This window comes from Streptomyces griseorubiginosus (assembly GCF_017614965.1).
Lineage (GTDB): Bacteria > Actinomycetota > Actinomycetes > Streptomycetales > Streptomycetaceae > Streptomyces > Streptomyces griseorubiginosus_B.
In genome coordinates this window covers 1-24,650 of sequence record NZ_WVUG01000051.1, presented here as the reverse complement: position 1 = coordinate 24,650, position 24,650 = coordinate 1, and the positions used below count along the sequence as shown (strand labels likewise).

Here is a 24,650-nt window from a genome sequence, read left to right as displayed (position 1 = left end):
TTCCCTCCATGAGGGCGGTCTGCGCGGTGGCCTGTAGGGGGTACCGCGGTTCGGGTGGCGGATCTGGATGTGGTGGCCGTCGGTCGTGAACTCCCAGTGGGGGCCTAACGCAGCACGCAGTACGACGGGTATCTGCTGGGCCAGGTCGTCCCCCTGCACGCGATTCGCGTGGGTCAGCACGGTCGCGTCGCCATCGTCTGGAAGTGGCGTTCCGGGTCGAAGCGCTGCATCCCGATGGCCTGGACCCGGCGGTGGTCGAGGTCTTCTGCCTGCTGGATCGCGTCGGCGAGCCTTCGTGCCGCTGTCTCGTCGTCCTCCAGTGGGTCGACGACGGCGACCGAGCCGGTCTCGTTGCACAGGGCGGCCTGGGCGCATGTCCCTTCCCGCCAGGTCAAAGCCGCGATTGGGGTGCCGGCGCGCAGGGATTCGCCGAAGATGGCGGCACCGGCCTCCACGTATGCGCGGGCGTAGGTGTAGACGAAGACCGACGCCTCGGCGATCGCGGCTGTCTTGGCGGTGCCACCGAGTTCGCCGACCCACTCCACGTGTTCGGCGGTGAGGAGGTCTTCGTGGAGTTGCACATATTCCTTGTCAAAGACCGGGCCGACGATCCGGATCCGGCGGCCGAGGATCTGTGCCGCCCGCACCGCGATGTGCGGGGCCTTGTCCTCGTCGATCCGGCCGAGCCAGACGAGGTCGGTACCGCCGGTGGCCGGAGGTTCCTCCTCGTGGAGGCCCAGGTGGACAGCGAGTTCGGCTATCGGCCGGTGGTCGGCGTAGCGCTCGGTCATCTCGGGCGAGTAGCAGTAGAGCCGCGACCGCTGGCCGTCGAAGGCGGTGGCGGTGTGTTGGAAGACCGGTGAGTGCTGGAACGTGGCGACGTCGCAGTCCAGCTCGCTCCATGTGCGAGTCCAAGCCGGAAGCGACGGGTACTCGTGGCCGACGACCAGGAGGTCGTAGCCGCTGTCGCGCATCTCGCGCTCGGCGAGGGTTCCGGGCTTGATGTCTTCCAGGCGGACCGGCTTGCGGACCCAGTCGTGTTCCAGGTCCGTGAGCCAGCCCGGCCCGAGGAGGTGTACGTCGGCGCCTGCGGCCCGGGCGCCTGTGGCGACCGCCCACAGCCATCGTTCGATTCCGCCGTATCCGGCGGGTGGAAAAGCGTAGCTACCGGGGAAGTCGCAGACGCCGACGAGCACTATGCCTCCGGTGTTCCGTCCGCCGAGATCCGGCGGAAGCCGAGGTACGGGACGAGGGATTCGGGCAGGAGGATGGAACCGTCCTGCTGCTGGCACTGCTCAAGGAGAGCGGCAAGGGTGCGGCCGACAGGCAGACCGGAGCCGTTGAGAGTGGCGACGAGCTTGGGCTTGCCGTCCTCGCCGCGGGTCCGGATGTTCGCCCGACGGGCCTGGAAAGTGCCGAAGTTGGAGACCGAGGAGATCTCGCGGTACGTGTTCTGGCTCGGGATCCAGACCTCGAGGTCGTAGGTGAGCTGGGCCGAGAAGCCTGTGTCGCCGGCGGCCAGCTTGATGACGCGGTAGGCGAGGCCGAGTTCCTTCAGGCACGCCTCGGCGTGGCCGATCATCTTCTCCAGCTCGGCGTCGGCGTCCGCCGGGTCGACGAGCCGGACGATCTCTACCTTCGCGAACTGGTGCTGGCGGATCAGGCCGCGGGTGTCGCGGCCGTACGAGCCCGCCTCGGACCGGAAGCAGGGGGTGTGCGCGGTGAGCGCCAGCGGCAGCTCTGCAGGAGGGATGATCTCGTCGGCGTAGAGGTTGGTCAGCGGGACCTCGGCCGTTGGGATGAGGAACAGCTCGCGGTCGGCGACGCCGGTCTTGAACAGGTCCTCCTCGAACTTCGGGAGCTGGCCGGTACCGGTCATGGTCTTGCGGCTGACCAGGTAGGGGACCGTGTACTCGACGTAGCCGTGCCGACGGGTGTGGAGGTCGAGGAAGAGCGTCGCCAGTGCGCGCTCCAGGGCGGCACCGGCACCGCGCGAGACGGCGAAGCGCGGTCCGGACAGCTTCGTCGCCCTGCCGAAGTCGAGGATGCCGGTGGCCTCGCCGAGGTCGACGTGGTCCTTCGGCGCGAACGGGAACGCGGGCGGCGTGCCGACGCGCCGGATCTCGACGGCGAACTCCTCGGAGTCGCCGTCAGGGGCCGAGTCGTCCGGCAGGTTCGGAATGCTCAGGAGCAGGTCGCGAAGCTGGGCTTCGATCTCCTCCTGGCCGGCTTCGATCTCACGGATCTGGTCCTTCAGCTCGCGAGCGCGCTCCTTGAGCTTGGTGATGTCGCCGCCCTGCTTGGCAGTCTGCTGAACCTCGCTCGCCACTCGCTTGGACTCTGCCCGCAGCTCGTCGGCCGAGCGGATGTTCTGGTTTCGCCGAGAGTGGAAGGATTCCAGCTCGGACAGGTCCAGGGTGTAACCGCGACGAGCGAGCCGACGAACCGCTTCGGCACCCATGTCGATCAGGGCGCGGGCATCATGCATGAGGAAGATCCTTCTGATCCTGCGAGTGGGATGGGGATGCGGGATCGACGGTAGCAACCGCCGAACCGTTCCCGTTCCGGAATATCCTCCCGCCTCCGTTGTCCGCGGCACGACGCTCGGCGCCAGTTTCAAGATCGTGCATCAGTGTCCCGATGAATTCCGGCAACTCGTCGTCACGGATGGCGATGGGCTCGACGTAGGGGGCCTCGGGGAAGAACAGGGGCATGACCTCGTCCGGAGTCCGTGCGCGGTGCCACAGGAGTACGGAGACCAGCAGGCCGTGGGCCACCAGGACACGAGGGCCGGGATGGTCCAGAGCTGCGAGGACCCCCGTGAGCATCCGGCGGATTCCCTCGCTCTGCGACTCGGTGCTGCCGGGCGGTGGCTCGTCAGCGCCGTGCTCATCGAGCCAGGCGGCGTATTCGAGGAACGGACCTCCTTCGAATTTCCCGTAGTCGAGTTCGTTCAGCCGCGGGTCGGTGATCAGGTCTGGTCCGGGAACCCCCATCAGTAACTTTGCGGTCTGCTGAGCGCGGGGAAATTCGCTGGCCAACCACGTACTCACGCTGTGGAGGGGCAAGCTGTTCCACCCCCTGGTCAGCGCCCGCCGGCCGTCTTCGTTCAGGTGGATGGGTTTGGCCGGATCGCCGTTGACCAGGTAGCGCCGGCTGTAGGCGGTCGGTCCGTGGCGGAGGACGTAAGTCGTCATGATCGGTTCCCGGAGGTCGGCGCCGACAGCCATGCGAGGACGTCGGCCATCCGCGGCGCGCGTGGATCAGCGGTTTCGAGGTAGTAGAGGAGACCGTCCACTGCCAGTGCTCGGCACCACGGCGCGAGCACCGGGACGGGGATACGGGCGATCCGGGAGGCTGTGGCCAGGCGAGTGTCGGTGCCGTGCCCGAGGTCGTAGTACATGATCCAGAAGGCCCAGTCGAAGGCTGCGTCACCCACCATCGGAAGGGGGTCGATGAACCGCGGGTGTCCCAGCCAGTCGAAGAGCACGTTCTCGCGGTAGAGGTCCGCGTGCAGGACGGTTGCACGGCCGTCGTCCTCTTCCAAGGCCATGAGCTCGGGAAGGGCCGCGTTGACGAGCTCGTGCCATGGGCCGAAGTCGACCGTTTCCAGCCTGCGCCGCACCCGCGGGCGTATCTCCTGCTCCAGGTATGTGGCCAGACGGGGGAAGTGACGCGGTCGGGGACGGCGGCGGCCGATGGTGTGGAGGCCGTGGAGGGCGGCAGCCACCATCTGCGGTTCACGTGACGGCGATTCGCCGCCGCCCGGCTCGCCGCCGATCATCTCCAGTGCCGCTGCGGCGAGGTCGTCCGCCGCCTCGACAACGTCCGCCGTGGGACCGCCCGCCCAAATGCGCAGGGCGGTCACCTCGTTGCGGAACCGTGTGGGGTCAGCCCACGCCTTGAGGAGCAGCGGACGCCCGTCGAGGGTGCCGGCCATGGCGATCACGGAAGCGTGTCCGGCGTCGTGGTACGCGCCGAGCGTGAGCTTCCAGCGCTCGGCTGCCTGGTCCAGCAGATCGGGCACGATGTCGAGCCATCCGGAGATCTCGGGGCCATAGTGCGTGATCAAGCGCTGCCGGCACTCCGTGGAGACCTCTCCGAGAGTCCGCTTCGACATCAGCTCAGCACGATCCCGTCGGAGACCAGCTCGTCGGTGAGGGCGGGGAACTCACTTAGCGTTTCCTCTACCAATGCCTGGACCTTGTCCATCGCTGCGTCTGGAGACGACAGACGGACGAGGACGCGCCACGGCTGGTCGAGGCGCTGCCCGGTAGCGCTCACCAGGTGGACCTCGGCATGCTCCCCGGTCGCCTCGTGCAGCCGCTCGGCGAGCCGTCGCGCGGCGATGTTGTAGAGCTTGCCCACGTGGTAGACGGGGTTCTTGCCGTTGGCGCCCTCCAGGTTCATGGGCCGCAGCGGCGTGATGAGGCCGTTGACCCGGTTGCCGCGGCCGACGACGCCTTCGTCGCCGGATTCGATCGAGCTGCCGCTGTACGTGAGGTACAGCTCGTCCTTCTCCGGGACGTCACGCGCGTTGAGTCGGAACCGCGCCCCGGCACCGGGGAGCCGGAGGTCCGCGAGCCTGTGGCACTCGGCGAGCACGCTCTCCGTGTTCCGCACGTACTCGGACCGGCTGGCGACGAGCCGTGACTTCTGCGGGACGCAGAGCACGACGTCGGCCTGCTCTCCATCCCAGTAGCCCATGAGCTTGACGTCCGAGCCGCACCAGGCGTGGGTGCGGGTGAACTCGCTGTCCCCGGAGAAGTGGTTCACCAGCTCGCGGACGAACGACTCGAAGGTGTTCTCCGGGGCCCAACCGGTTCCCAGCGACGTGTCGTTGGACAGCCGCACCCTCCGCTCCCGCAGGTCCTCGATCGACCGCGGGTTGAACCAACGCGTCCGGTCGGGCGCCTCGTCGCCCGTGAGGACGGCACCAGGGCTCGAATTGCTGGTGATGTTGAAGACGATGTCGAGGTGGTCCGAGACCTCGGGCAGCCGCTCGCCGAAGAAAGCCCGCACTTCGGCCTCCACGATCTCCTCGACGGGAATCCGCTCCCCGCCGCACATGGGCGCGGCACGGCCATTGACGAGCACCCTGACCGGGGCGGTCATCCGGCCGCCGCCGTACCGGACCTCGCTCGCGCCACCGAGGAGGGCGAGCTTGTCGAAGTTGTGGTGCAGCACGGCACCGAAGCGCTCGACGGTGTGGTGGCTGTAGGCACGGGAAAGCCGCTCGGCGAGGTGATCAGCCAGGGTGTCCGGGTGGCCCAGGCCCTTCCTTTCCACGATGGTCGTCGCGTCCGGTCGGGCCATGGCGGTGTCGATGACGAGGTGACTGTTGCCGATGGTCGTGCTGGTACGAGGCATGACGAACTCCCGTTTGGTGTGCACGAAAGGTGGATGAGCGCAGGCGTTAACGCGCCTGGGCGAGCAAGGGGCGAGGAGTCAGCGCGGGACGCCGGCGGCGCGCAGGGCAGAGACGGCCCCAGCCAGCGAGGCGTAGGCAGTCGGGGCGTGGTCCTCCGCGGCAAGCTGGTGGACGTCGCGCACCGCGACGAGGTCGATGTCCTGAGGGCGACGGCGATCAAGCCAGAGCAGTAGGCGCCAGGCCAGCACAGGACCGCTGAACGGCAGCCGGGTCATGAGATCGATCGGGACACGGCCGGGCTTCACGCCCCCGTACAACAGGTCACGTACAAGGTGGAACACCACGTCCGCGTAGTCGACCACGGCGGGCCCGCGGGCACTGGCCTCCCAGTCGACGACGCTCAGCTGGTAGTCGTCGACCAGGAGGTGCTCGGGCTTGAGATCACCATGGAGGTAGACGACGGGATGGGACTCAAGCGGTTGGAGGGCCTCGGCCAGCGCTGCCCACCACGACCGCTTTCGGCAGCGCGGGGAGAGCTGGTCGAGCAGGAACTGGTGCTGCGGCGCAGGGCTCCTTCCTTCACCGCTCCATCCCGAGCCAGGTGTGAGCTCGGGCGAAGATCGGTGAAGCTTGTCCGTCAGGCCAACGACGTGATCGATGTACTCCTCGATCGCCCGGTTCGTGCGCACGCCACACGGGACGCCCGGCAGCATGCGGAACACCGACCAAGATCCAGCGTCACACATGCCCGTGGCCAGGACCTCTGGCACCGAAAGACCCCGGTGAGCCGCACGCCGAACCGTATCCGCCTCACGGTGCCGTCGGCCCTCAGGATCAACCCCCACGTAGACCTTCAGCAGAGAGCCCCCGTCGACTGCTCGCTGTGTCATGGCGTACGGCTTGGCGATCGCACGGCCGAACGGACCGTACAGAAGCTCGGCCTCACGTACCGCCACGGTGCCGTTGAGCGCAGGTTGCCTCCTTTCCGCGGAGTCATTCCAAGATCCGGACGAGGACGGAGTCGTCGACGCGCTCATAGCCTCAGCCCCGACAGCAGGCCGGCGACCGACGCCGTGACGTCCTTCACGAACGGGCCGACGTTGTGGGTCCCGGCGTGGTAGAGGCCAAAGACCGCACACACCACGGCGTGACCCGCCTTGAGCCCACCTCCCCGGCATAAGGAGGCGATCACGATGCCGAGGATCAGCAGGACAGCAACATCGACAGCCACCGCAGAACCCCCTTCGATCTCGGACGATTACTGGAGACCGAGGCGGGTACTGGGGCGACCGCGTCGGTGTGACCATGACAGCGGTCTGGGAGCGCTCGGAGTATCACGAGTTGTTGCCGGACCTGCTCATCAGCGGTTCATGGTCGATAGGTCTGACTTTTCAACATCCGCTTACACACGCGCTCATGAGAGGCTGGCCTAGGCTCCGGATCATGAGCAGGGATGGGCGGGCGGTAGGCGCAATGAGGAAGAGTCGCCCGGGTTGGCGCCCGGACAAGTTGAGGCAGCAACGCGAAGCCCACGGCCTGACCCTTGAAGGCGCGGGCGAGCAATTGCGCGAGGTGGCCCGGGCCGCGGGGCTCGCAGTGCCGGCCGCCAACTTCCAGACGCTGTGGCAGCACGAGCAGGGCGAGATCTATCCCGGGCCGCACTACCGCCGCGCGTACTGCCTGCTGTACCGCGCGACCGAGCCTGAGCTCGGCTTCCGCAACGCTCTGCCCGACGAAGCCAGAAAGCTCAAGTTCACCGCGTCGAGCGAGCCCCACAACGGAGCCCATGTCCTCGCCGTGGAGCGCGCGTTGCTCCAACTCGCGCCCGGCACGGAGGACTCTGACGGGCAGGGCATGCAGCAGCGCATCCTCGACGCGTGGAAGCGCCGCCACACAGGTGGCGACCCCAACAAGCCGACCCTGCTCATGGTCGGTGGCTACGCCGGCAGCGGGAAATCGGAGTTCGCCCGCTTCATATCCCAGCTCACCGGCTGGCCCGTCCTCGACAAGGACCCGATCACGCGCCCCCTCGTCGAGCGCCTCCTCGTGGAGATGGGCAGCGAGCCCAACGACCGGCACACCGACCTCTACCGGGAGAAGGTCCGCCCGCTGGAGTACCAATGCCTGCTGGAGACCGCGTACGCGAACGTCGACTGCGCGATCAGCACCGTACTCAGCGCGCCCTTCATCGCCGAGGCCACCGATCCTCGGTGGATGCGGCGCCTGATCAACCGCTGCGAAGCGCGTGGCGTCACCGTGGCCGTTGTCTGGATTCAGTGCGACCTCGACACGATGCACGAGTACATCAGCTTCCGGTCCGCCGCCCGGGACAGCTGGAAACTCCAGAACTGGGACTCGTACGCCGCCGGGATCGATCTGGAGCTGCGGCCCGTGGTGCCGCACTTGGTTGTCGACAACCGGCTTGGCTCCGCGATCTCGCTCACGGATCAGGTCCGCCAGGTCTTCGGGACGGTGTTCCAGTGAGGCAGGGCATCCTGCTGTACGGGCCGCCAGCTGCAGGCAAGGACACGATCACGGCGGCGCTCACGGAACTCGATCCGCGGTACGTGCCCTTCACCCGCCTGAAGGTCGGGAGCGGGAAAACCGAGGGCTACCGGATGGGCACGCCGGAGCAGCTGGCCGGCCTAGAGGCACGCGGCGATGTCATCTACCGCAACGACCGGTACGGCAACATCTACGTCGTCGACCGGCCCGGCCTCGACCAGGCCATGCAAGGCGGCAGGACCCCCGTCGTCCACCTCGGCCAGATGGTGGGGATGGAGCAGTTGACCGCCCTCTACCCGGCTCGCTGGGTGCGCGTCCTGCTGTGGTGCTCCAAGGAGACAACCGCCCGACGCTCACCGCAGCGGGGCGACACCGACACACCAGCCCGACTGGCCGCGTGGGACGCCACTCAGGCCGATCTTGCGGCTCATCCGCGGGCTCAATGGGAGGTGCGCGTGGACACGGACGCGACGGCGCCCCGTGAAGCCGCGCAGGAGATCGACGACATCGTCCGCACCACGTCACCCCGGTCCTGACGGCCAGGACGTCAACGACCTGACGGATGCGGCCTGCTCAACCTGGGTTGTCCAGGTGCTCCTCGACGCGCAGAGCTTCCAGCGCCTCGGCGATATCGAGTCGCTCGTCCCTGTTGCCGTCCCACCGGGCGAGCGTCGTGGCGGCGGCGTGCATGAGGGAGTCCGGAAGCCCTGCGTCGGCGAGCAAAGCCGCCGCATCCTCAAGCTCTGAGCCCCAGCGCCAGGCGCGGGCAGCGGTCTTGGGGATGTAGTCGGTCTCAACGAGGTAGCTGCGGGTGCGCTTGGCTGCGATCTCCAGTAGCTCGTCCGCGACACCGTACGTTTTGGCTGCCCCGTAAGCCACGGCGGCCAGCACGCGCGAGACCTTCTGGTAGCTGGAGTACGCGAGCTTGAGCGCGGAGGCCTTGCCGATGCGGTCGCCCAGGACGTGGGGCCGCACATCTGTGCCAGCGAAGAGTTCGGCGATCCGGTCGGCCTGCTTGCTCGGGCCGGACAGATAGAGCGTCGGGTACTTGCCGCCGACCGGAGGCGATCCGACCACAGCGGCATCGATGACCGGCATCGGGGTCAGCCGGTCGGCGATGCGCTGCACGCGCGAGGGCGAGACGGCGTTCGCTTCGACGTAGATCGCGCCCGCGCCGGCAGTGCCGAGCTCGGCTACCTGGGCGGCGGTCTCCTCCGCGGCGGCGGGAGGGCACAGGGAGAGCACTACGTCCGAGCGAGAGATTAGCTCCGGCAGTGCTTCGGGCTCGAGGCCCGCGCGCTCGGCTCGGCTGCAGGTTGTGCCGCTGCGCCCGTCGGGGCACCACAACACGATGTGGCCGCGGGCACGTAGCTGGGCGCCGAAGGCAGATCCCATGCTGCCGGGGTGCAGCAGTCCGACGGTGGTAGTCATGCCCTGGTCCTCATGCGGTCGACGGATTGCAGAAGCAGCAAGTCGATAGCGGCGCGTGCATGTGGCACCACGTGGTCCGGCCCGGGATCGTCCGGCGGCCAGGAGCGGCCGTTACCGATCCAGATGGTGCGCAACCCCGCAGAGCGTCCGCCGCCAACGTCGTTGATCGGGTTGTCGCCGACCATCCAGCCACCGTCGCCCAATCCGGTGCCGCAGCGCGCCGCAGCCAGGGCGAAGTGTCGGGTCAGCGGTTTGCGCGCTTCGGCCTCCTCGGAGACGAAGACGCCGTCCACGCGCTTGGAGATACCCGTGGCCCGCAGCTTGGCGTGCTGGATGTCCACCGCACCGTTGGTTGCCACCCCCACTCGCCATCCTGCCGCACGCAGCTCGACTAATCCGTCAAGGACCTCGGCTGGGCACGACGCCGAGGCCGCGATGTCGGCGCAGTACTCGCGCCACAACGCCGCCGTCGACATGGGCAGCCGGTACCGGGTGCGGATTGCGTCAAAGCTGGACGGATAGGCCCGCTCGGCCACCATGCCCAGGACGTAAGCCCGCTCCTCGTCCCCCAGACCGTGCCGGGCGGTGAATTCGGCGGCCCAGTCGCCGAGGGTCCCCCGCCGATCCACCAGGGTGTTATCAAGGTCGAAGAGAACCAGGAGACGCTGCACATCCCGCACCCTAACCTCGATGTGCTTGTGCGGTCCGACCTGTCGGGAGCCGGGACGGGCGGCCAGACTGTCGCGTCGAATCAGCGCCGGGTTCCCCTTCTCCGGTGTGGCCATGCGGGCTATCGAGACGGTCGACGCGGCCGGTCAGCCGGGGTGTGGCAGGTCATGCAACTGGCGGAGCTCGTGGCGGCGGCCGGTGTGCACGAGCTAGGCGGCGGAGAACAGGTGAAGACGAAGCCGTTTGGGTTCCCAGCGGTGGGTCGCGCCAATCAGAACGAAGCATCGGCGGTCAGGCGAGGAGGTCGAGCGCGAGGGAGACGATCTCCGGCCAGATCCGATTCTCGGCGGTGTCGAGCAGGGGCAGGTTGCGCAGGCCGGTGTCGCGGGCGTTTCGGATGCGGTCCTCGCATCGGGCCCGTCTGCGGTGGCGGAGTTCCAGGTCGGCGAGCTGGCCGCCTTGGTGTTCGTCGCGAAGCAGGTGAGGTGGTTGCCGTCGAGGTTGGTGAAGCGCGACTGAGCGCCGGGGGCGGGCGTTCCTTGCGGACGATCAGTCGCATACCCTTCGGCCAGGTGCTCAGGTCGGGCATGTCGGTTATCTCCGCAACCCAGGCGCCGGGCCGCTCGGTGCCGCCCGCGTCGGTCGGGCGGTTTCGACGTGGTCGGCGCCGGTGTTGAAGCCCGCGTTGCCGGGCCACAACAGGTCGGCCACCGGCTCCCCGGACCGTCGGCCCACAAACATGCCGACGTCGGCCAGACAGACGCCGCCCAGCGCGGCGGCCAGAGCCATGTCCGGCAGGACCTTGCCCGGATCTGTGCACGGCCCACGCCGCGCCACGGTGCCAGCGCCGCCGATATCGCGGTGTCCAGGCCGGACTTGCGCATCGTCTCGACCAGCATCGAGTTGCCTGGACAACCACCCCGCGAACACTGCCTTCGACACGGACACGCGGGGTACGGCCCTGGGAAGTACCTCTTCCGCCACCACGTACAGGACCCTCAACTCCATCGTTACAGCTCAGAGGCAATTTCTACTTTGGCGTTCCTCCCGTCCTCGTGTCTGCCAGATCTCGTCTGCGACTTTGAGTGCCAGTTGATGGAGGACGGGGGTTCCAATAGTTTCGGCAGGGTGCTCATGGAATGCCATTTCCCTACCTGGCACCATCTTGGTAGAAACATATTTCTCAAACAGCGAAGAGTTAGATTGGATTCGGTCGTACAGTCGAAACAAATAGCTGTAAAAATCCCGCAACTGGTATGCTGCATGATGCTGCTTGACATGATGGTTCCATGCGTCGACGGCCTGTGCGTACACGTCGAACTGATCCTCACGAAACTGTACCGCGTCAGACCATGAGGGCCTTTCAACCTCACTTCTAGGCCATGATCCATCCGCACACAGAGACTCAGGATGCTCAGCGATTCGTCCGTTTCGTGCCACCATTGGATACACCTGGCACACCACCGGTCGGCTAGCATAAATGAGGCAGCGCGAGCGCTGCTCGGTGCTTTCTTCCAAGAAGACACATGGTGCGCCTGGAAGCATTTTGCCGCGTTTATCCAGGGTAAGAATGAACGCCTTTCCCCCTTCCGCAAGAAGGAAGCCGTGTGGGGTATCTTGTCTTTGCCGAAGCGCCCGAGCATATTCCATCGGACCAATCTTAAAGCAGCGATTAATAGACCAAATGTCGTAACCACAAATCGGGACTACGTAAGCGCGGCAACACATTCCACAAGGACCGCAAGGATCACGAGGAGCGGAGGCTTGCTGGGGAGACATGGGGTGCCAATCATCGTCGTCCGTCAGGAATCGCGTACTGCGCACAATTCGGGCTACGGTAAGGGGAAGATCGTTTTCCTCCACCCATTGTCGGTCAGCATCCGAGTGTTCCATTCGCATACTGTGTGGGATCGCTTATGTCGGCCGCCTTAAACGCTGCCTGCCTGTCGAGGCAGGAGGCACAGGTTCCATCATGCAAGTCGCGAGTCGGGGTCATGCAACTGAAGGTGGAACCGAGATCGACCCCGAGCTCAGCCCCTCGGCGTAGGACTTTTACCTTTGGCCAACTGTGGTAGGGCGCAAGCAGCCTACAGTTAACCCCTGATAGCTCCAGACCATCACGGAATTGTTCGATGAATTCGGGGCGATTTTCGGTGAATGCCAGCGCGTCGTCAGCGTTTAGTCCTACGGCAACGCGCGGAATATCCCTTGCCACAGCGAATGCAATGGACATCGACAACACGACAGAGTTTCCGTACACCAGCCGACCGTCTGATTTCCGAGGTCGGGTGCGTTCGGGGATACACGCTCGCACGAAAGATTTCACGTCCACATGGACGAATTCGGCTCCAATTTTTTCCGCGATCGCTCTGGCGGCACTAGTCTCGCGAGTCGTCGCAAATCCGGAGAAATGCAGGGCGACCGGCGGAATTGAGCTCTTCCGAGCAACGTCGTGGAGTAGAACGGTAGAATCGATACCGCCAGAGAGCATGATGACGGTCTTCTGATTTGATCGCCTAATCTGCTGACACTCGGCCATTATCCTACCCTATCGCGTCAGCGACCTACTCCCGCATCCGAACCAAAGCGCTCCTCAAGATGCTCAAGGATCGCGTCGACTCTCGCCTTAACTCGTAGCCGACATGAAGATGTTTCGGTTGATTCAAACGTGTCGGTCTCCGCCAGCTTATTCGCAGGCCAGCCGCCCCCGCAGAACGAATAGTAACCACATGTCTCCCGGCAGCGCTTGACTCCCTCCTCGATTTCTACGTTCAACCACCGAAACCGATCAGTGTGAATTAGGTCGTCAAGTGACTGCTCGAAGACATTTCCCAAGATGAACTGGCCATACCGATGATGGCGCGCAGTAAGCAGTTCTGGGGAGAACGTTGAGATATTGCCCCGGCTATCAAAGTTGAGGATCGCCATCGGAACATTGTCCTGCGGGCGGGTATTTGAACTCTGCGACATAATGTGACGCAGAGTGTTTTCGTATTCACGAAGCAGAGGCGAGGAGGGGGCCTTGTCCATACTTGAAAGAATCCGCTTCAGGAAATCTTTATAATCATTTTCAGCCCCATCATACTGGACGCTGGAGGTAACATTGACACCCTCCACCGACTCAACGTTCAAGCCAACATAAGGGGCACCAATTTCAGTGAAGAACCGCCAGATATCTTCAGGATGCCGCAGAGAAGCATCCGTTACGACCGCGATGATCGCGGGTCGAAGACCCGCTTCCCTCATCAGTCGAACTCCGCGCATGGTTCGATCAAATGTGCCTCGCCCGGCACGGTCCACTCGATATGCGTCGTGGACTTCCTTCGGTCCGTCCAGGCTAATACCAACTCTGACCTGGTGCCGCTTGAAGAATTGGCACCAATCATCCGTAATCAGTGTTGCGTTGGTCTGGATTGACCACGCGATTTTTACGCCGCGCGTGTTCCTCCGCTCAATCCGCTTGTGCGCTTCCTCATAGAAACTGATTGGCAGCGAAAGTGGTTCTCCAGCATGCCAGACAATCGTCACCTCGTCAGCAATGAAAGAAGACTCAAACAGTCGATCAGCGATTTTGGCAACCGTCTCCAGTGAGATACGGTTGTTCAGCATGCGGTCTGGTAGATAGCAGTACTTGCAGTCAACGTTGCAGAAGCTTGTGGCCTGGATCACTACGATCTCTGTACGGCCGTTCGCCATGGAGTTCCAACCTTCAGCTGGCGCCCGTCAGGTGCCGATGGCGGTACCTGGCTTCGCGACATCACCTACGTACACTCGCCAGGCTCGCCCAATGTCATCCCGGCGTTCCGCAGAGACTGCGACCCGAATGAATGCACTGCCTCTAATTGAGGATCTTCGTCCAATCCTGCCACTTATCCCACTGCGTCCCCTCCGACTCCGGTTCATGTTCCTCATCAGGGTGAACCTCATCGCCATGAAGAGTGGAACTATCGCGCGCCACCGCCTCGGCCTCCTCCTGAAAATCAGGCGTTTCGCGGAGCTGGGACGTGCGTTCGGAAATCGACTCATTGCCCTTTGAATATGCTTTCTCTGACATTCTTCGTACCTTCCTAGTTGGGGACCGTGTCGGGTTGATTCCCCACCGTGACGGTGAGGTACCTGCGCGGCGGCGTTTTCCCTCGAACGGAGGCCACAACCAGCTCCGTCTGACACTCGGGGCGGTTGCGAGTCCGCAGTACGCGTCGGACTCTCACAGCATTGATGTAGTGACGCTGGTTCTCGTACTTGGGGGTGGGCACCCTCGTGAGGCGCACGGCGGGGTAGGCACTCGCCCATCCCTGCCCGCCTCGATCGCCCTGCCGCTGGCCATAGCGGTTGGCGATGTTGCCTGAGCGTCCCAGAACGGGAGTGCTACCAGGTTTGTAAATGCCAGGTTCACGCCGTGACGACGGGATTGGGTAGCGGCCAGTCGCTCACCTCGAGATGACGCAGTGGGGTGTATTAGGTATATATAGGTGATATGGCACCACTGCGTAGGAGACTAGCCTGGGTCGGGGCGGTTGTCGGCGCGTTGCTAGCCGCGGGGTTCATTGCGCTCGTAGTGGTGGCGGACCTGGACACAGCAGGCAAGGTGGCGGGCATTGTGGGGACGATCGCCGGCGTGGCTGGTCTGGGGGTGTCGACCCATGCGTTGAAGCAGCCGGGCACCGACGGTGGCGCTACCAGGAGCGGTCTTGCCTGGCCCGAGTCGGACCCCCCTCCGGGATTGGTCAACCTTCCCCCACAGCCGAGCCCTAGCCAGTTCGTCGGCCGCGAGGAGGTCCTGGACCGCCTCGACGACACCCAGGAGGGCCCCGGCGGGATGGTCGTGCATGCGGTTCACGGCCTCGGCGGCATCGGCAAGAGCACTCTGGCCGCGCACTGGGCCACCACACGCGCCACCGATTACTACCCGATCTGGTGGATCAGCGCTGACAGCCCGGCTGCCCTGAAGGCAGGCCTAGCGGCTCTGGCAACTGCACTGCAACCCGCATTGTCTGACGAAATGTCCCTCGACCTCGAAGCTCTGCAAGAACGGGCGGTGCAGTGGCTCGCCGCCCACCACGGTTGGCTGGTCATCCTTGATGACGTCAACGACCCAGACGACATCCGCTGGCTGCTCGCCAGAGTGCGCGGCCGGCCAGGTGGGGTCCGGCGCAATAAACGACCACGTGGTCGATCACGCTACCGCCGCCGGTCAAGCGGCCGCTTCCTGATCACCAGCCGCACCACTGGCTGGCGCGGCCTGGCGACCGCCGTCCCCGTGGACGTCCTGGACCAGGCGGAAGCCGTGGACCTACTCAACCGCATTCTCAACACCGGATCCTCTCGGGAAGTGGACGGGGCGGACGAACTGTGCGAAAAACTGGGCGGCCTCCCGCTAGCCATCGAACAGGCGGCTGCCTACATCGTCGACGCCGGCATTACTCCACGCATTTACTCGGGCATGCTCGCCAGCTACACGGACGAGATGTTGGGGCAGGGGGCGGAAGGCACCGCCACCGAACGCACTATCGCCCGCATCTGGCACGTCACCCAGAAACGAATGACCGACGAACCCCTCACCGCGACCATCCTGCGGGTCCTGGCCTGGTATGCGCCCGATGCTATCCCCCGCACCCTTCTGGACGGCATTGCGGACCCGCCCGCGCTCACCCACGCTGTCGGCCGACTGGCCGCCTACAGCATGCTCGCCACGGAGCACAACACCCTGAACATGCACCCCCTGGTCCAAACCGTCGCCCGCACGCCCAACTGCCAGGATCCTTACCGGCAACCACACGACATCGAGGACGCCCGCATCCTGGCCACCACCCAACTGACCAATGCTCTGCCCGCCCATTTGAACACCGCCACTGACTGGCCGACCTGGCGCGCTCTGCTCCCGCACATCGCAGCTCTCGCCGACCACGCACCACCGGACACCCGTGCCGCCGCCACCGCCCGCCTCCTCGCACAGACGGCATCGTTCCTCCAAGACCAGAGCGCCGTCGTCCTCGCCACCGCGTATCTCGAGCGCACCCTCACCGGGGGGCAGCGCCTGGGTGAAGACCACCCAGCCACCCTGACCTCCGGCAACAACCTCGCCAGCGACTACTGGGAGGCGGTGGATCTTGGGTGGGCCGTACCGGTGTTCGAGCGCACCCTCGCCGATAGTCGGCGCGTGTTCGGCGAAGACGATCCAGTCACCCTGACCTCCCGCAACAACCTCGCCGGCGCCTATCACGCGGCGGGGGATCTGGAGCGGGCCGTCCCGCTATATCAGCAAACCCTCACCGACCGGGAGCGGCTACTGGGCGAAGACCACCCCGCCACCCTGACCTCCCGCAGCAACCTCGCTGGCGCCTACCTAGCGAGTGGGGATCTGGGACGGGCAATACCACTATTCGAGGGCGCCTTCACCGACAGTCGGCGAGTGCTCGGCGACCAGCACCCTTTGACCGAAGTGGTACGGGACACCCTGGCTGCAATACGCGGCACCTGACCCGGGAGTTCGGTCGCCAAACACTTTGAAAGTGGGGTTACGGGCCCTCCGGATCCGGGCTTGGGCGTCTCCCCTTGATCGTGGAAGGCCTGATCATTGGATCGCCAAGATCCATAGGATCAGGAGTTCCTGCTGGGTGGTCGACGGACTCGCCTGAGTTTCGGGCCGATGCCGTTGCGCTGTATCACTCCATCGAGAGAACTGCGAGACATTCAGGACGAGTGCACCGTTGCACTCTGCAACGCCGCCCAGTCCTTCGCGCGCAAACATGAGCGTTGGCAGCACGGGATCCAGTAGACGCCTCGATCAGAGCGTGGATCGAACTCTCCTGGGGGGGAGGGGGGCGCAAGGCAGTTAATATGCCGGATGACCCCGCGCCTCGACCACTTTTTTTTGCGCAGCGAAAAAGCTGGCACCAGACGATGAGCTGTCTAACTCACGTAATGCAAGTCCAGGCGCCTTCCGATGAAGAGTCCGTCAACGCGTCTCCTTGGCCTCGTCTCTCCAGCAGGTACCGGAGCTGTCAGGCCCTGGCTGCGTCTTCGCAGACCCGGTAGTAGAGCACCGTCTCTGCTAGCAGTCGTTCGGTTCCTGCCCCATATGCTTTGGACCCTTTCTCGATCGTCCAGAGCATTCAGGAGGGTGCTTCTCGCGCCAAGATCTTCGCTATCGGCCTTCGCCATATCCTTCGCTATGGCGAAGGCTTCTGACCTGCACCTTCGCCATCGCTTCGCCATTGCTTCGCTATCCAATGCCGCCCTCTTCGCTATAGCGCCGCCTCTCTACCCTGTAGAGGGCGAAGCGAAGGCGAACGCAAGGGCAAAAGAGGGAAGAGGGGGAACAAAGAAGGTTCCAGCTCTACTGGGCGTCCAACATCTACTTGCCTCGGCCCTCGAAGTCAGCGAAGGCCTCGCGCCCGAGTTCGGTGATCGTGTAGTTCGCGCCGGTCTTCTTCACCAGTTCCCTGCGGACGAGTGTGTTCATCCACGAAGCGGTAGTCGACGGAGCCCACGACTTGCCGGTATTCGGGTTCGGCCCCTCCGCCTCGGAGACGTGCCGCGCGATGGCCGTCACCCCGAGGCCACCCACCTGGTCGGTCTCCGCGAGACTCGACAGGATGACGTGCTGGCGGGCGTTGACAGTGGGCGTGACCCGGATGTCAGAGCCACTGTAGATGCCCCTGGCCGGCACAAGAGAGCCCCAGCCCTCCTCTATGTCGCCGACCTTCTCCAGGTCCAGCACGAAGGCGTCTACGGCCTCGGCGTCCTTCTGCTTACCCTTCGGCGCCCTGGTCGAGAGCGCCACCTTCAGATCGCCCTTCCGCTTCACCGCGACCACCGTGGTCGCGGCGGCGTAGATGGCGGTGGCGCCACGCATCCCCTTGGCGTCGTCCGAGCCGAAGTGGTGGACGAGCAGAATGCACGCCCCAGTCGCCTCCCGGAGTTGGTGCAAGACGTTCACGACGACGCCCATCTCCGTGTTGTCGTTCTCGTTCACGCCGACGGTGCACATGGCCTGCGTGTCGAAGATGATCAACCCGTAGCCGGTCCCCTGCTCCCGCTGGCGCTTCACATGAGCCAGTAGCGCGGGCATCTCCACGACCAGGTCGGAGAGCTGGACGGCCCTCGGGTAGAACATGACCTGGTCGCGCGGGATCTCCCGTCGGTTCTTTCGTTCCCACGCGCGGATGCGATCGCCGTATGCCCCGGCGCCCTCGGCGACGACCACCAGAGACCGGGCCATCGCCATCGGCCGGTCGTCGCCGTGGTACGTCATCCCGAAGGCGGCCCTCGCCGCGATGTCCAGGGCTAGGAACGACTTGTACGTGTTCGAGGGACCTGCCAGCCAGGCCAGGGAGTCCAGGCAGAGAACACCATCGATGAGCCAATGCGGCCGGGGCAGGGAGAGCATCTGGTCGACGTCTAGGAGCCCAGTCTCGAAGGCGTCGAGAAAGCGCTGGGTAGCGGGGTCCAGTTCGCCCGACAGCCGACGCTCGACCTTCTCCCGCTTCACCTTCTCGCGGGCGGCGTCCTGGCGACGGGCGTAGTCGTCGTGCTGCTTCTGCTCCTTCCGTTCGCGGGTCTCTCTGTCCTCTGCGATGCGGTCACGCTCGTTCTGGACGAGCCGCACGAAGGCGGTGAAGTCGCTCTCGAAAGGGAACCACGCCTTGGCCAGATCCTGACGCCTCTCGGTGTCCGGCTGCGCCGCACATTGGTCGACGAGCGCGAAGTACACGCTCGCGGAGTAACCACCGTAAGTCACAGGGTCGTCGGTCGGCGCGAACCCGTCGGGCTGCCTCGGTCGGCTGAACGGGGAGGCGTGGACCGGCGGTGTAACGGCCTCGGTCTGCGACTCGGCATCCTCTTCGGGGGCTGAGGCCTTGCCGGGCCCCTCTTCCGTGATCACAACCGACCACCACCCAGCAGCGCCGGGCAGTCGTCGTCGTGCTCGATGACGACAGCGATGATCTTCCCGGCCCGGCGGGCGGCCCGCCGCTCGGCGCGATTCGGCATCGGCATTCGAGCACCGCAGCCTGGGCAGATGCCGGTGGTGTTCGCGGTCCGGCGGATGGCGAGTCCGTTCTTGAGCCCCTCCGGGGCGGCGTCAGGAATGACCGGCTGAACGACCACTACTGGCTGGCCGGCGATCGCGGTTATGGTGATGTCGTTGCCGTTGATGGGGCCCCTGCCACCGGGGCCCTGTCCGTTGTTCACTCCGCTCCACCACCCCTACGGGCGGCGGCCTTGGCGGCACGTGCGCGCGATGAGGCCAGCGCCAGGCGCTGGAAGTAGGCCTTGCGTGCGTGCTCAGCGCGGCGCGAACGCTCCTCCGACGTCAGGCGGTTTTCGGGGTCCACCTCCCGTTCGAAGCGGTCGAGGAAAGCCCGCCTCGCGGGGGCCGTGTGGGCGGTGGGGTCGTCGGTCTTCGCCCAGAGAGAGTGGGCGGCAATGCGTGCGCGCATCGAGCGCTCAGCGGCGTTGGACATGGCAAGGAAGCCCATCGAAGGGATCTTCCCGGCCCGTCAATCGGCCTCTTTGGGGCCGCCAGGTACAGTCACTGCCGCGTGCAGCTCGCGTCGACGGTTACGCAGCGCTAAGCGCTGGACTGCCGAGACTATCAGGCGCTGTGCGGGAGCGGTGTGATGTCCACCGCAGGTTGCTGCTCGCCAGTCTTTCCGTGCTCGCGGTACCGCGGCGCTACTCGGGGCTTCACGGAATCGAAGTCGAAGACGCCGCAGTCTTCGTGGTGATCACTCTCCTCCCACCAGTACAGATTGCCTGTCGACGTCACGTAGGCCACCTTCCGCTTGCATGCGGTGCAGCGCAGCATCAACGCGATCTGGGGTGGCCTCCGGAACGGCGAACCCGGTCGAGACCTGCTTGGGGGCAAGGGAGGGAGGTATTTCACAGGTCCCCCAGGTTGAGTCGGCGGGCCTCCTCAGAGGCGCGGCGCTCGGAAGTCGCCCGGGTGTATCGGTCGATCATGTCGCGGCGTGACCATCCGGCAACAGCCATCAGCCCGCCCTCGGACCCGCCTGCCGCAAGCCAACGCCCAGCAGCGGTGTGCCGGAGCACGTGCGGGTGGAAGTCCGGGATGCCAGCCAGATCCGCACGGTACCGCAGCGCAACGTACAGCCCGTCATAGCTGAAGCCCTTGCCGCGGTCGCCGAGCCACAGGGCTGCGGTCTGGGCAAGCCGATGCGTCCTACGGGCCCGGATGTACCGGTCGAGAGCTCGGGCGGCCTGCGGACCGACAGGGACCGTGCGGCCCTTGCCTCCCTTGCCCCGCCGCACGACCGCTACTCCCCGCCTCAGGTCGATGTCAGCGACGCTCATGCCGACAATCTCCCCGGCTCGCGCCCCGGTCTCAGCCATGAGGCGGACGATCGCCTCGTCACGCCGGTCGCGAAGATCATTGCCCTTGCAGGCCTTGATCAGCGCTCGGAGCTGGTCGTCATCCAGCTCCGGGACCACCTTGTGATCGAGCTTAGGCGGCTTCAGGTACAGGAGCTGGTCGGTGTCGATCTCGCCCTCGTCGGCCAGCCACGCGCTGAAGCGACGTACGGCCAGCTGCCTGGACCGTGCCGTGGACGCCTCCGCGCCCTCATTCAGCAGGGCGGCGACGAAGGCGTTGACCGTTGGCCGGTCGAGAACCGGGGAGCGGCCTTCCGCTTCGCACCACCGCAGGAAAGCGCGCACCCCGTCGCCGTAGGTCTTCAGGGTCTGTGCACTTTTCCGCTCAGCGGCGAGGTGAAGGAGCCAGGAGTCAAGGAGTGAGGCTATGTCCGGATATTTGACCATGCCGTAAGCATATGCCAGAGAGGTCTGATATCTGGAGTAGCAGCGCTGCGCTGGCACACAAAAGCGCCCCCAACCCGCAAAGTAGCAGGTCAGGGGCGCCAGGGCGGATCTGACTCAGTCGAGGTAGTCGCGCAGCACCTGGGAACGCGAGGGGTGACGCAGCTTCGACATCGTCTTGGACTCGATCTGACGGATGCGCTCGCGCGTGACGCCGTACACCTTGCCGATCTCGTCGAGGGTCTTCGGCTGACCGTCGGTGAGACCGAAGCGCATGGAGACGACGCCCGCCTCGCGCTCGGACAGGGTGTCCAGAACGGAGTGCAGCTGCTCCTGCAGGAGCGTGAAGCTGACCGCGTCGGCCGGGACGACGGCCTCGGAGTCCTCGATGAGGTCACCGAACTCGCTGTCGCCGTCCTCGCCCAGCGGGGTGTGCAGGGAGATGGGCTCGCGGCCGTACTTCTGGACCTCGATGACCTTCTCCGGGGTCATGTCGAGTTCCTTGGCCAGCTCCTCCGGGGTGGGCTCACGGCCCAGGTCCTGGAGCATCTGGCGCTGCACGCGCGCGAGCTTGTTGATGACCTCGACCATGTGCACCGGGATACGGATGGTGCGGGCCTGGTCGGCCATGGCGCGGGTGATCGCCTGACGGATCCACCAGGTGGCGTACGTGGAGAACTTGTAGCCCTTGGTGTAGTCGAACTTCTCGACCGCGCGGATCAGACCGAGGTTGCCCTCCTGGATGAGGTCCAGGAAGAGCATGCCGCGGCCGGTGTAGCGCTTGGCCAGCGAGACCACCAGACGGAGGTTGGCCTCCAGGAGGTGGTTCTTGGCGCGACGGCCGTCCTCGGCGATGATCTCCAGCTCGCGCTTGAGCTTGGGCGCGAGCTTGTCCGCGTTGGCCAGCTTGTCCTCGGCGAACAGGCCCGCCTCGATGCGCTTGGCGAGCTCGACCTCCTGCTCGGCGTTGAGCAGCGGGACCTTGCCGATCTGCTTGAGGTAGTCCTTGACCGGGTCGGCGGTGGCACCCGCCGCGGCGACCTGCTGGGCCGGCGCGTCGTCCTCGTCCTCGTCGGAGAGCACGAAACCCGCGCTCTCGGCGCCCTCGGGCTCATCGCCGGCCTTGGGGGTCTCCTCGAGCACTTCTTCCTCGAGGACCTCGGCGTCGTCCTTCTTGGCGGTGGTCTTCTTGACCGCCGTCTTCTTGGCGACGGTCTTCTTCGCGGCCGGCGTCGCCTTCTTGGCGGCCGGCTTCTTCGCGGCAGCGGCCTTCGGCGCGTCGTCCTCGACCGGCGGCGTGTCGACAGCGGGCGCCGCCGGCGTGGCGGTGGCGGTGGCCTTCTTCGCGGTCACCGTCTTCGCCGCGACGGTCTTGGTTGCGGTGCGCTTGGCCGGACTCTTCGCTGCGACGCTCTTTCGGGTGCGCTTGGGCTCCGCGGCACTGACCATCAGCGTCACACCCTCTTCCTCGAGGATCTGGTTGAGGCTGCGCAGTACGTTCTTCCACTGAGTGGCCGGAATCTGGTCAGCTTCGAAGGCCCGACGCACATCGTCGCCGGCGATCTGCCCCTCAGCCTTTCCCCGCTCGATAAGAGCCATGACAGAGACGGACTCGGCGATCTCCGGCGGGAGCGTACGGGATGTGCTGGCCGACACGAACAACCTCTCGGAACGTTGGAAAACGGCTTCCGGCCCCGTCCAGGACGGACAGGAACCGACCACCGGCCTTGGGGATCGGGCCGACGGCGCGGGCGGGGGCCGGGAAGATGCACAGCGCCGTGAACGGCGTCCGTATTCCCTCCTCGGCAGTCACCTCTTAGGTCATCGCAGTGTTCCCGCAAGCGTTACGCCCAATCCGCGTGGCCCGAGTCACACCCCGTAAGCATTCAAAAACGGTCAGACGTGGGCATACGAGATCACACATGGCTCAGACCAAGGCACCTCGGCGCCACGAGTCCCTCGCGCCGTCGGACCCCGCATGATCCCGGGGAGGATGCGGGGTCCGACGGGAGCGGCCGGCCGGGCGACGCCCCAGGAGGGGGAGGCGTACCCGTCCGCGCCACTCGTGGTGCGGGGTCAGTGCTCGCGCGGCGCCGGCACCACACGCTCCACCTCGGGGTGAACGGTGAGCAGTTGGCGCATGGCAGCCTCGGCCGCCGCGCCGTCGCCGGCCGCCAGGGCGTCGGCGATCCTGGCGTGGTGCGCCAGCGACGTCTCGTTGGGCCGGTCGCAGCCCGTGACGGGGCTGCCGGAGACCTGGAGCGCGGCCGACACGATCCCGGAGAGGTGCTCCAGCATGCGGTTTCCCGCGACCTGGATGAGCAGGGAGTGGAACTCGGCGTCCGCGCGCGAGAAGGTGAGCGCGTCACCCTGCCCCATGGCGTGGCCCATGATCTCGACCATGTCCGCGAGGCGCTGCTGGACGTCCTCACGCCCGTGCCCGGCGGCGAGGCGGGCGGCGAGCGGCTCGATGGTCCAGCGAAGTTCGCTCAGCTCGCGCCGCTGGTCGTCGCGCTGCGGCCCGAAGGCCCGCCACTCGATGATGTCGGGGTCCAGGAGATTCCAGTCGCTGACCGGACGCACGCGCGTGCCGACGTTCGGACGGGCGCTGACCAGGCCCTTGGCCTCCAGGACGCGGAGCGACTCACGGACGACGGTGCGGGAGACCTCGAAGCGCTGGCCGATCTCCTCGGGCACCAGCGGGCGGTCCGCGCCCAGGTCACCGGAGACGATCATCTGCCCCAGCTGCTGGACGAGTTGGCCGTGCAGCCCGCGTCCGCGGCTGCCCGTGGCGCGCCGGCCCACGCGGCCCAGCTCCGGGTCGGCGCTCTCCCAGGCGGGGACTCCGACGCGGTCGGCGACGTGCGCCTCGGCGTAGGGGTAGCGGTCGAGTTCGCCCGGGCCGACGAGGCCGGAGTCTGCGGAGCGGGCGGCGGTCATCATGGTGTGCGCAAGGGTACTCACGGATCCTTTGTCGGCGCTGTCCTCAACTCCCTTGAGGTCTTTGGTGAAAAGCACACGAAAGGGTGATCGCTCACCCCGTCGCAATTGACGCCTTATCGGAAAGATATGGGCGTTCCGCGGGGAGTTGCGCACAGGGTGGGGCGAAAGTGTGCGGCCGGACGTCACCGGACCCTGCTGCGCAGGGTCGTGAGCACATACGCGCAGAGCAGCGCGGTCAGCGACAACGTCATTGCCCCACCCACGGGTTGGGCGATCACACGCGCGACAGCGGACAGATAGCGCTCTCCCCCGAAGGGCCACTGCAGCAGAAGTGTCTCGCGCAACCGCAGCGGAAACCCGGCCGCGGTCCGCACGGACGATCCCGACAAGGCCTTTTGTACGAGGGGGACGACGACGACCGGTACGGCGAGCACGGCCGCGAGTCCCGCGGTGGTGGACCGGAACACACCGGCCGCCAGCACTCCGGCCCACGCGCACCCGACGACGAGCCCGGTCCAACTCGCTCCCAGCGCCGGCCAGTCTCCGGGAACTTCCGTGAGCTCCCGTCCGTAGACGACGTAGAGCACCTCGGCGTCGCAGCCGACCGTGAGGACGGCCAGGGTCAGCGCGGTGGCCGTGGCGACGAGGAGCTTCGCGACGAGCAGCCCCAGCCGGCGGGGCACGGTGCCCCGGTCCGCCGCCAGCGCGGGGTGGCGGAACTCGTCGCCGAAGGCCAGCGCGCCGAGCAGCCCCGCCCCGAGCGCGGCGGGCGGCAACGGCAGCTCCCACGGCCACGCGGCCAGCAGCCGCGCCTGCGGTGTGTGCCCGATCCTCGCGGTGAGTACGGCGGTGAGGGCCGACGCCAGCAGTACGGCCCCGGCGACCAGGAACCCCGTACCGATCCCGGCGGCACGGCGGATCTCGTAGCGCACGGGGCGGAGGGGGCTTGGGG

Annotated in this window: 22 protein-coding genes and 2 pseudogenes; 3 read left to right on the top strand and 21 right to left on the bottom strand. The window is 66.0% G+C overall.

The annotated features are described in order from the left end of the window. Positions 1-173: 173 nt before the first annotated feature. From GRC12_RS46700 to GRC12_RS12975, 7 genes are all read right to left on the bottom strand, one after another. Positions 174-1,196 (bottom strand): glycosyltransferase, encoded by a 1,023-nt coding sequence (locus GRC12_RS46700; RefSeq protein ID WP_208779385.1) that lies wholly within the window; start codon positions 1,194-1,196, stop codon positions 174-176. Then, positions 1,196-2,488 (bottom strand): serine--tRNA ligase, encoded by a 1,293-nt coding sequence (gene serS / locus GRC12_RS13000; protein WP_208779384.1) that lies wholly within the window; start codon positions 2,486-2,488, stop codon positions 1,196-1,198. The genes GRC12_RS46700 and serS overlap by 1 nt, the downstream gene beginning before the upstream one ends. Then, positions 2,481-3,197: a histidine phosphatase family protein gene (locus GRC12_RS12995; protein WP_208779383.1), complete on the bottom strand. Its 717-nt coding sequence runs from the start codon at positions 3,195-3,197 to the stop codon at positions 2,481-2,483. Before GRC12_RS12995 ends, serS begins: the two co-directional genes overlap by 8 nt. Further along, a complete protein-coding gene (locus GRC12_RS12990; RefSeq protein ID WP_244372706.1) occupies positions 3,194-4,072 on the bottom strand; it encodes an aminoglycoside phosphotransferase family protein in 879 nt (292 codons plus the stop codon). The genes GRC12_RS12995 and GRC12_RS12990 overlap by 4 nt, the downstream gene beginning before the upstream one ends. A 47-nt stretch (positions 4,073-4,119) precedes the next feature. Next, entirely contained in the window at positions 4,120-5,370 is a 1,251-nt protein-coding gene (locus GRC12_RS12985) for a methionine adenosyltransferase (RefSeq protein WP_208779381.1), read from the bottom strand. A gap of 78 nt (positions 5,371-5,448) precedes the next feature. Then, on the bottom strand, positions 5,449-6,261 hold the full coding sequence (locus tag GRC12_RS12980; protein ID WP_244372712.1) for an aminoglycoside phosphotransferase family protein: 813 nt from the start codon (positions 6,259-6,261) through the stop codon (positions 5,449-5,451). Positions 6,262-6,404: 143 nt separating this feature from the next. Then, positions 6,405-6,602, bottom strand: a complete 198-nt coding sequence (locus GRC12_RS12975) for a hypothetical protein (RefSeq protein WP_208779379.1) — start codon at positions 6,600-6,602, stop codon at positions 6,405-6,407. A gap of 242 nt (positions 6,603-6,844) precedes the next feature. Here GRC12_RS12975 and GRC12_RS12970 point away from each other — a divergent pair, with 242 nt between their 5' ends. After that, a complete protein-coding gene (locus GRC12_RS12970) occupies positions 6,845-7,855 on the top strand; it encodes an AAA family ATPase (RefSeq protein WP_208779378.1) in 1,011 nt (336 codons plus the stop codon). Further along, the gene (locus GRC12_RS12965; protein WP_208779377.1) at positions 7,852-8,412 is read left to right on the top strand and encodes a phosphotransferase-like protein; all 561 of its coding nucleotides are present in this window, start codon (positions 7,852-7,854) and stop codon (positions 8,410-8,412) included. The genes GRC12_RS12970 and GRC12_RS12965 overlap by 4 nt, the downstream gene beginning before the upstream one ends. Before the next feature lie 37 nt (positions 8,413-8,449). Here the strand turns inward: GRC12_RS12965 and GRC12_RS12960 are convergent, their stop codons facing one another. The 7 genes and pseudogenes from GRC12_RS12960 to GRC12_RS12930 form a co-directional block, all read right to left on the bottom strand. Then, the gene (locus tag GRC12_RS12960) at positions 8,450-9,307 is read right to left on the bottom strand and encodes an NAD(P)-dependent oxidoreductase (protein WP_208779376.1); all 858 of its coding nucleotides are present in this window, start codon (positions 9,305-9,307) and stop codon (positions 8,450-8,452) included. Further along, positions 9,304-10,092, bottom strand: coding sequence for an HAD family hydrolase (locus GRC12_RS12955; protein WP_244372705.1), 789 nt, complete (start codon positions 10,090-10,092; stop codon positions 9,304-9,306). The genes GRC12_RS12960 and GRC12_RS12955 overlap by 4 nt, the downstream gene beginning before the upstream one ends. Positions 10,093-10,122: 30 nt before the next feature. Next, positions 10,123-10,616, bottom strand: a pseudogene (locus GRC12_RS45525) (transposase); the annotation flags it as partial. A 377-nt stretch (positions 10,617-10,993) separates the two neighbouring features. Beyond that, entirely contained in the window at positions 10,994-11,755 is a 762-nt protein-coding gene (locus GRC12_RS46910) for a YkgJ family cysteine cluster protein (protein WP_368861483.1), read from the bottom strand. 94 nt (positions 11,756-11,849) lie between these two features. Continuing rightward, positions 11,850-12,515 carry a 7-cyano-7-deazaguanine synthase gene (locus GRC12_RS46905; RefSeq protein ID WP_208779374.1) on the bottom strand — a complete coding sequence of 222 codons (666 nt, stop codon included), beginning with the start codon at positions 12,513-12,515 and terminating at the stop codon, positions 11,850-11,852. 17 nt (positions 12,516-12,532) lie between these two features. Next, entirely contained in the window at positions 12,533-13,672 is a 1,140-nt protein-coding gene (grrM, locus tag GRC12_RS12935) for a cyclophane-forming radical SAM/SPASM peptide maturase GrrM/OscB (RefSeq protein ID WP_208779373.1), read from the bottom strand. Positions 13,673-13,814: 142 nt separating this feature from the next. Beyond that, complete coding sequence (locus GRC12_RS12930; protein WP_208779372.1) at positions 13,815-14,030, bottom strand: hypothetical protein; 216 nt, start codon at positions 14,028-14,030, stop codon at positions 13,815-13,817. A 507-nt stretch (positions 14,031-14,537) separates the two neighbouring features. Here GRC12_RS12930 and GRC12_RS12925 point away from each other — a divergent pair. Next, positions 14,538-16,457, top strand: a complete 1,920-nt coding sequence (locus GRC12_RS12925) for a tetratricopeptide repeat protein (RefSeq protein ID WP_208779371.1) — start codon at positions 14,538-14,540, stop codon at positions 16,455-16,457. An 876-nt stretch (positions 16,458-17,333) separates the two neighbouring features. Here the strand turns inward: GRC12_RS12925 and GRC12_RS12920 are convergent. The 7 genes and pseudogenes from GRC12_RS12920 to GRC12_RS12885 all read right to left on the bottom strand — a co-directional run. After that, entirely contained in the window at positions 17,334-18,863 is a 1,530-nt protein-coding gene (locus GRC12_RS12920) for an AAA family ATPase (RefSeq protein ID WP_208779370.1), read from the bottom strand. Then, the gene (locus GRC12_RS12915) at positions 18,860-19,171 is read right to left on the bottom strand and encodes a hypothetical protein (RefSeq protein WP_208779369.1); all 312 of its coding nucleotides are present in this window, start codon (positions 19,169-19,171) and stop codon (positions 18,860-18,862) included. The genes GRC12_RS12920 and GRC12_RS12915 overlap by 4 nt, the downstream gene beginning before the upstream one ends. Beyond that, positions 19,168-19,458: a hypothetical protein gene (locus GRC12_RS12910; protein WP_208779368.1), complete on the bottom strand. Its 291-nt coding sequence runs from the start codon at positions 19,456-19,458 to the stop codon at positions 19,168-19,170. The genes GRC12_RS12915 and GRC12_RS12910 overlap by 4 nt, the downstream gene beginning before the upstream one ends. A gap of 403 nt (positions 19,459-19,861) precedes the next feature. Further along, positions 19,862-20,758 (bottom strand): tyrosine-type recombinase/integrase, encoded by an 897-nt coding sequence (locus GRC12_RS12905; protein ID WP_208779367.1) that lies wholly within the window; start codon positions 20,756-20,758, stop codon positions 19,862-19,864. A 114-nt stretch (positions 20,759-20,872) separates the two neighbouring features. Further along, a complete protein-coding gene (locus tag GRC12_RS45520; RefSeq protein ID WP_308286540.1) occupies positions 20,873-22,411 on the bottom strand; it encodes an RNA polymerase sigma factor in 1,539 nt (512 codons plus the stop codon). A gap of 420 nt (positions 22,412-22,831) precedes the next feature. Next, positions 22,832-23,719, bottom strand: a complete 888-nt coding sequence (locus GRC12_RS12890) for a FadR/GntR family transcriptional regulator (RefSeq protein WP_133046153.1) — start codon at positions 23,717-23,719, stop codon at positions 22,832-22,834. A 161-nt stretch (positions 23,720-23,880) separates the two neighbouring features. Beyond that, a pseudogene (locus GRC12_RS12885) lies at positions 23,881-24,650 on the bottom strand (ABC transporter ATP-binding protein); the annotation flags it as partial.

Excerpts from the sequence above, each read along its gene's own strand:
- GRC12_RS12970 (WP_208779378.1), top strand. The coding sequence starts at position 6,845 with ATGAGGAAGAGTCGCCCGGGTTGGCGCCCGGACAAGTTGAGGCAGCAA.
- GRC12_RS12980 (WP_244372712.1), bottom strand. The coding sequence starts at position 6,261 with ATGACACAGCGAGCAGTCGACGGGGGCTCTCTGCTGAAGGTCTACGTG.
- serS (WP_208779384.1), bottom strand. The coding sequence starts at position 2,488 with ATGCATGATGCCCGCGCCCTGATCGACATGGGTGCCGAAGCGGTTCGT.
- GRC12_RS12960 (WP_208779376.1), bottom strand. The coding sequence starts at position 9,307 with ATGACTACCACCGTCGGACTGCTGCACCCCGGCAGCATGGGATCTGCC.
- GRC12_RS12955 (WP_244372705.1), bottom strand. The coding sequence starts at position 10,092 with ATGGCCACACCGGAGAAGGGGAACCCGGCGCTGATTCGACGCGACAGT.
- GRC12_RS12910 (WP_208779368.1), bottom strand. The coding sequence starts at position 19,458 with ATGGGCTTCCTTGCCATGTCCAACGCCGCTGAGCGCTCGATGCGCGCA.
- GRC12_RS12985 (WP_208779381.1), bottom strand. The coding sequence starts at position 5,370 with ATGCCTCGTACCAGCACGACCATCGGCAACAGTCACCTCGTCATCGAC.
- GRC12_RS12905 (WP_208779367.1), bottom strand. The coding sequence starts at position 20,758 with ATGGTCAAATATCCGGACATAGCCTCACTCCTTGACTCCTGGCTCCTT.
- GRC12_RS12995 (WP_208779383.1), bottom strand. The coding sequence starts at position 3,197 with ATGACGACTTACGTCCTCCGCCACGGACCGACCGCCTACAGCCGGCGC.
- grrM (WP_208779373.1), bottom strand. The coding sequence starts at position 13,672 with ATGGCGAACGGCCGTACAGAGATCGTAGTGATCCAGGCCACAAGCTTC.
- GRC12_RS46905 (WP_208779374.1), bottom strand. The coding sequence starts at position 12,515 with ATGGCCGAGTGTCAGCAGATTAGGCGATCAAATCAGAAGACCGTCATC.
- GRC12_RS12930 (WP_208779372.1), bottom strand. The coding sequence starts at position 14,030 with ATGTCAGAGAAAGCATATTCAAAGGGCAATGAGTCGATTTCCGAACGC.
- GRC12_RS46910 (WP_368861483.1), bottom strand. The coding sequence starts at position 11,755 with ATGTCTCCCCAGCAAGCCTCCGCTCCTCGTGATCCTTGCGGTCCTTGT.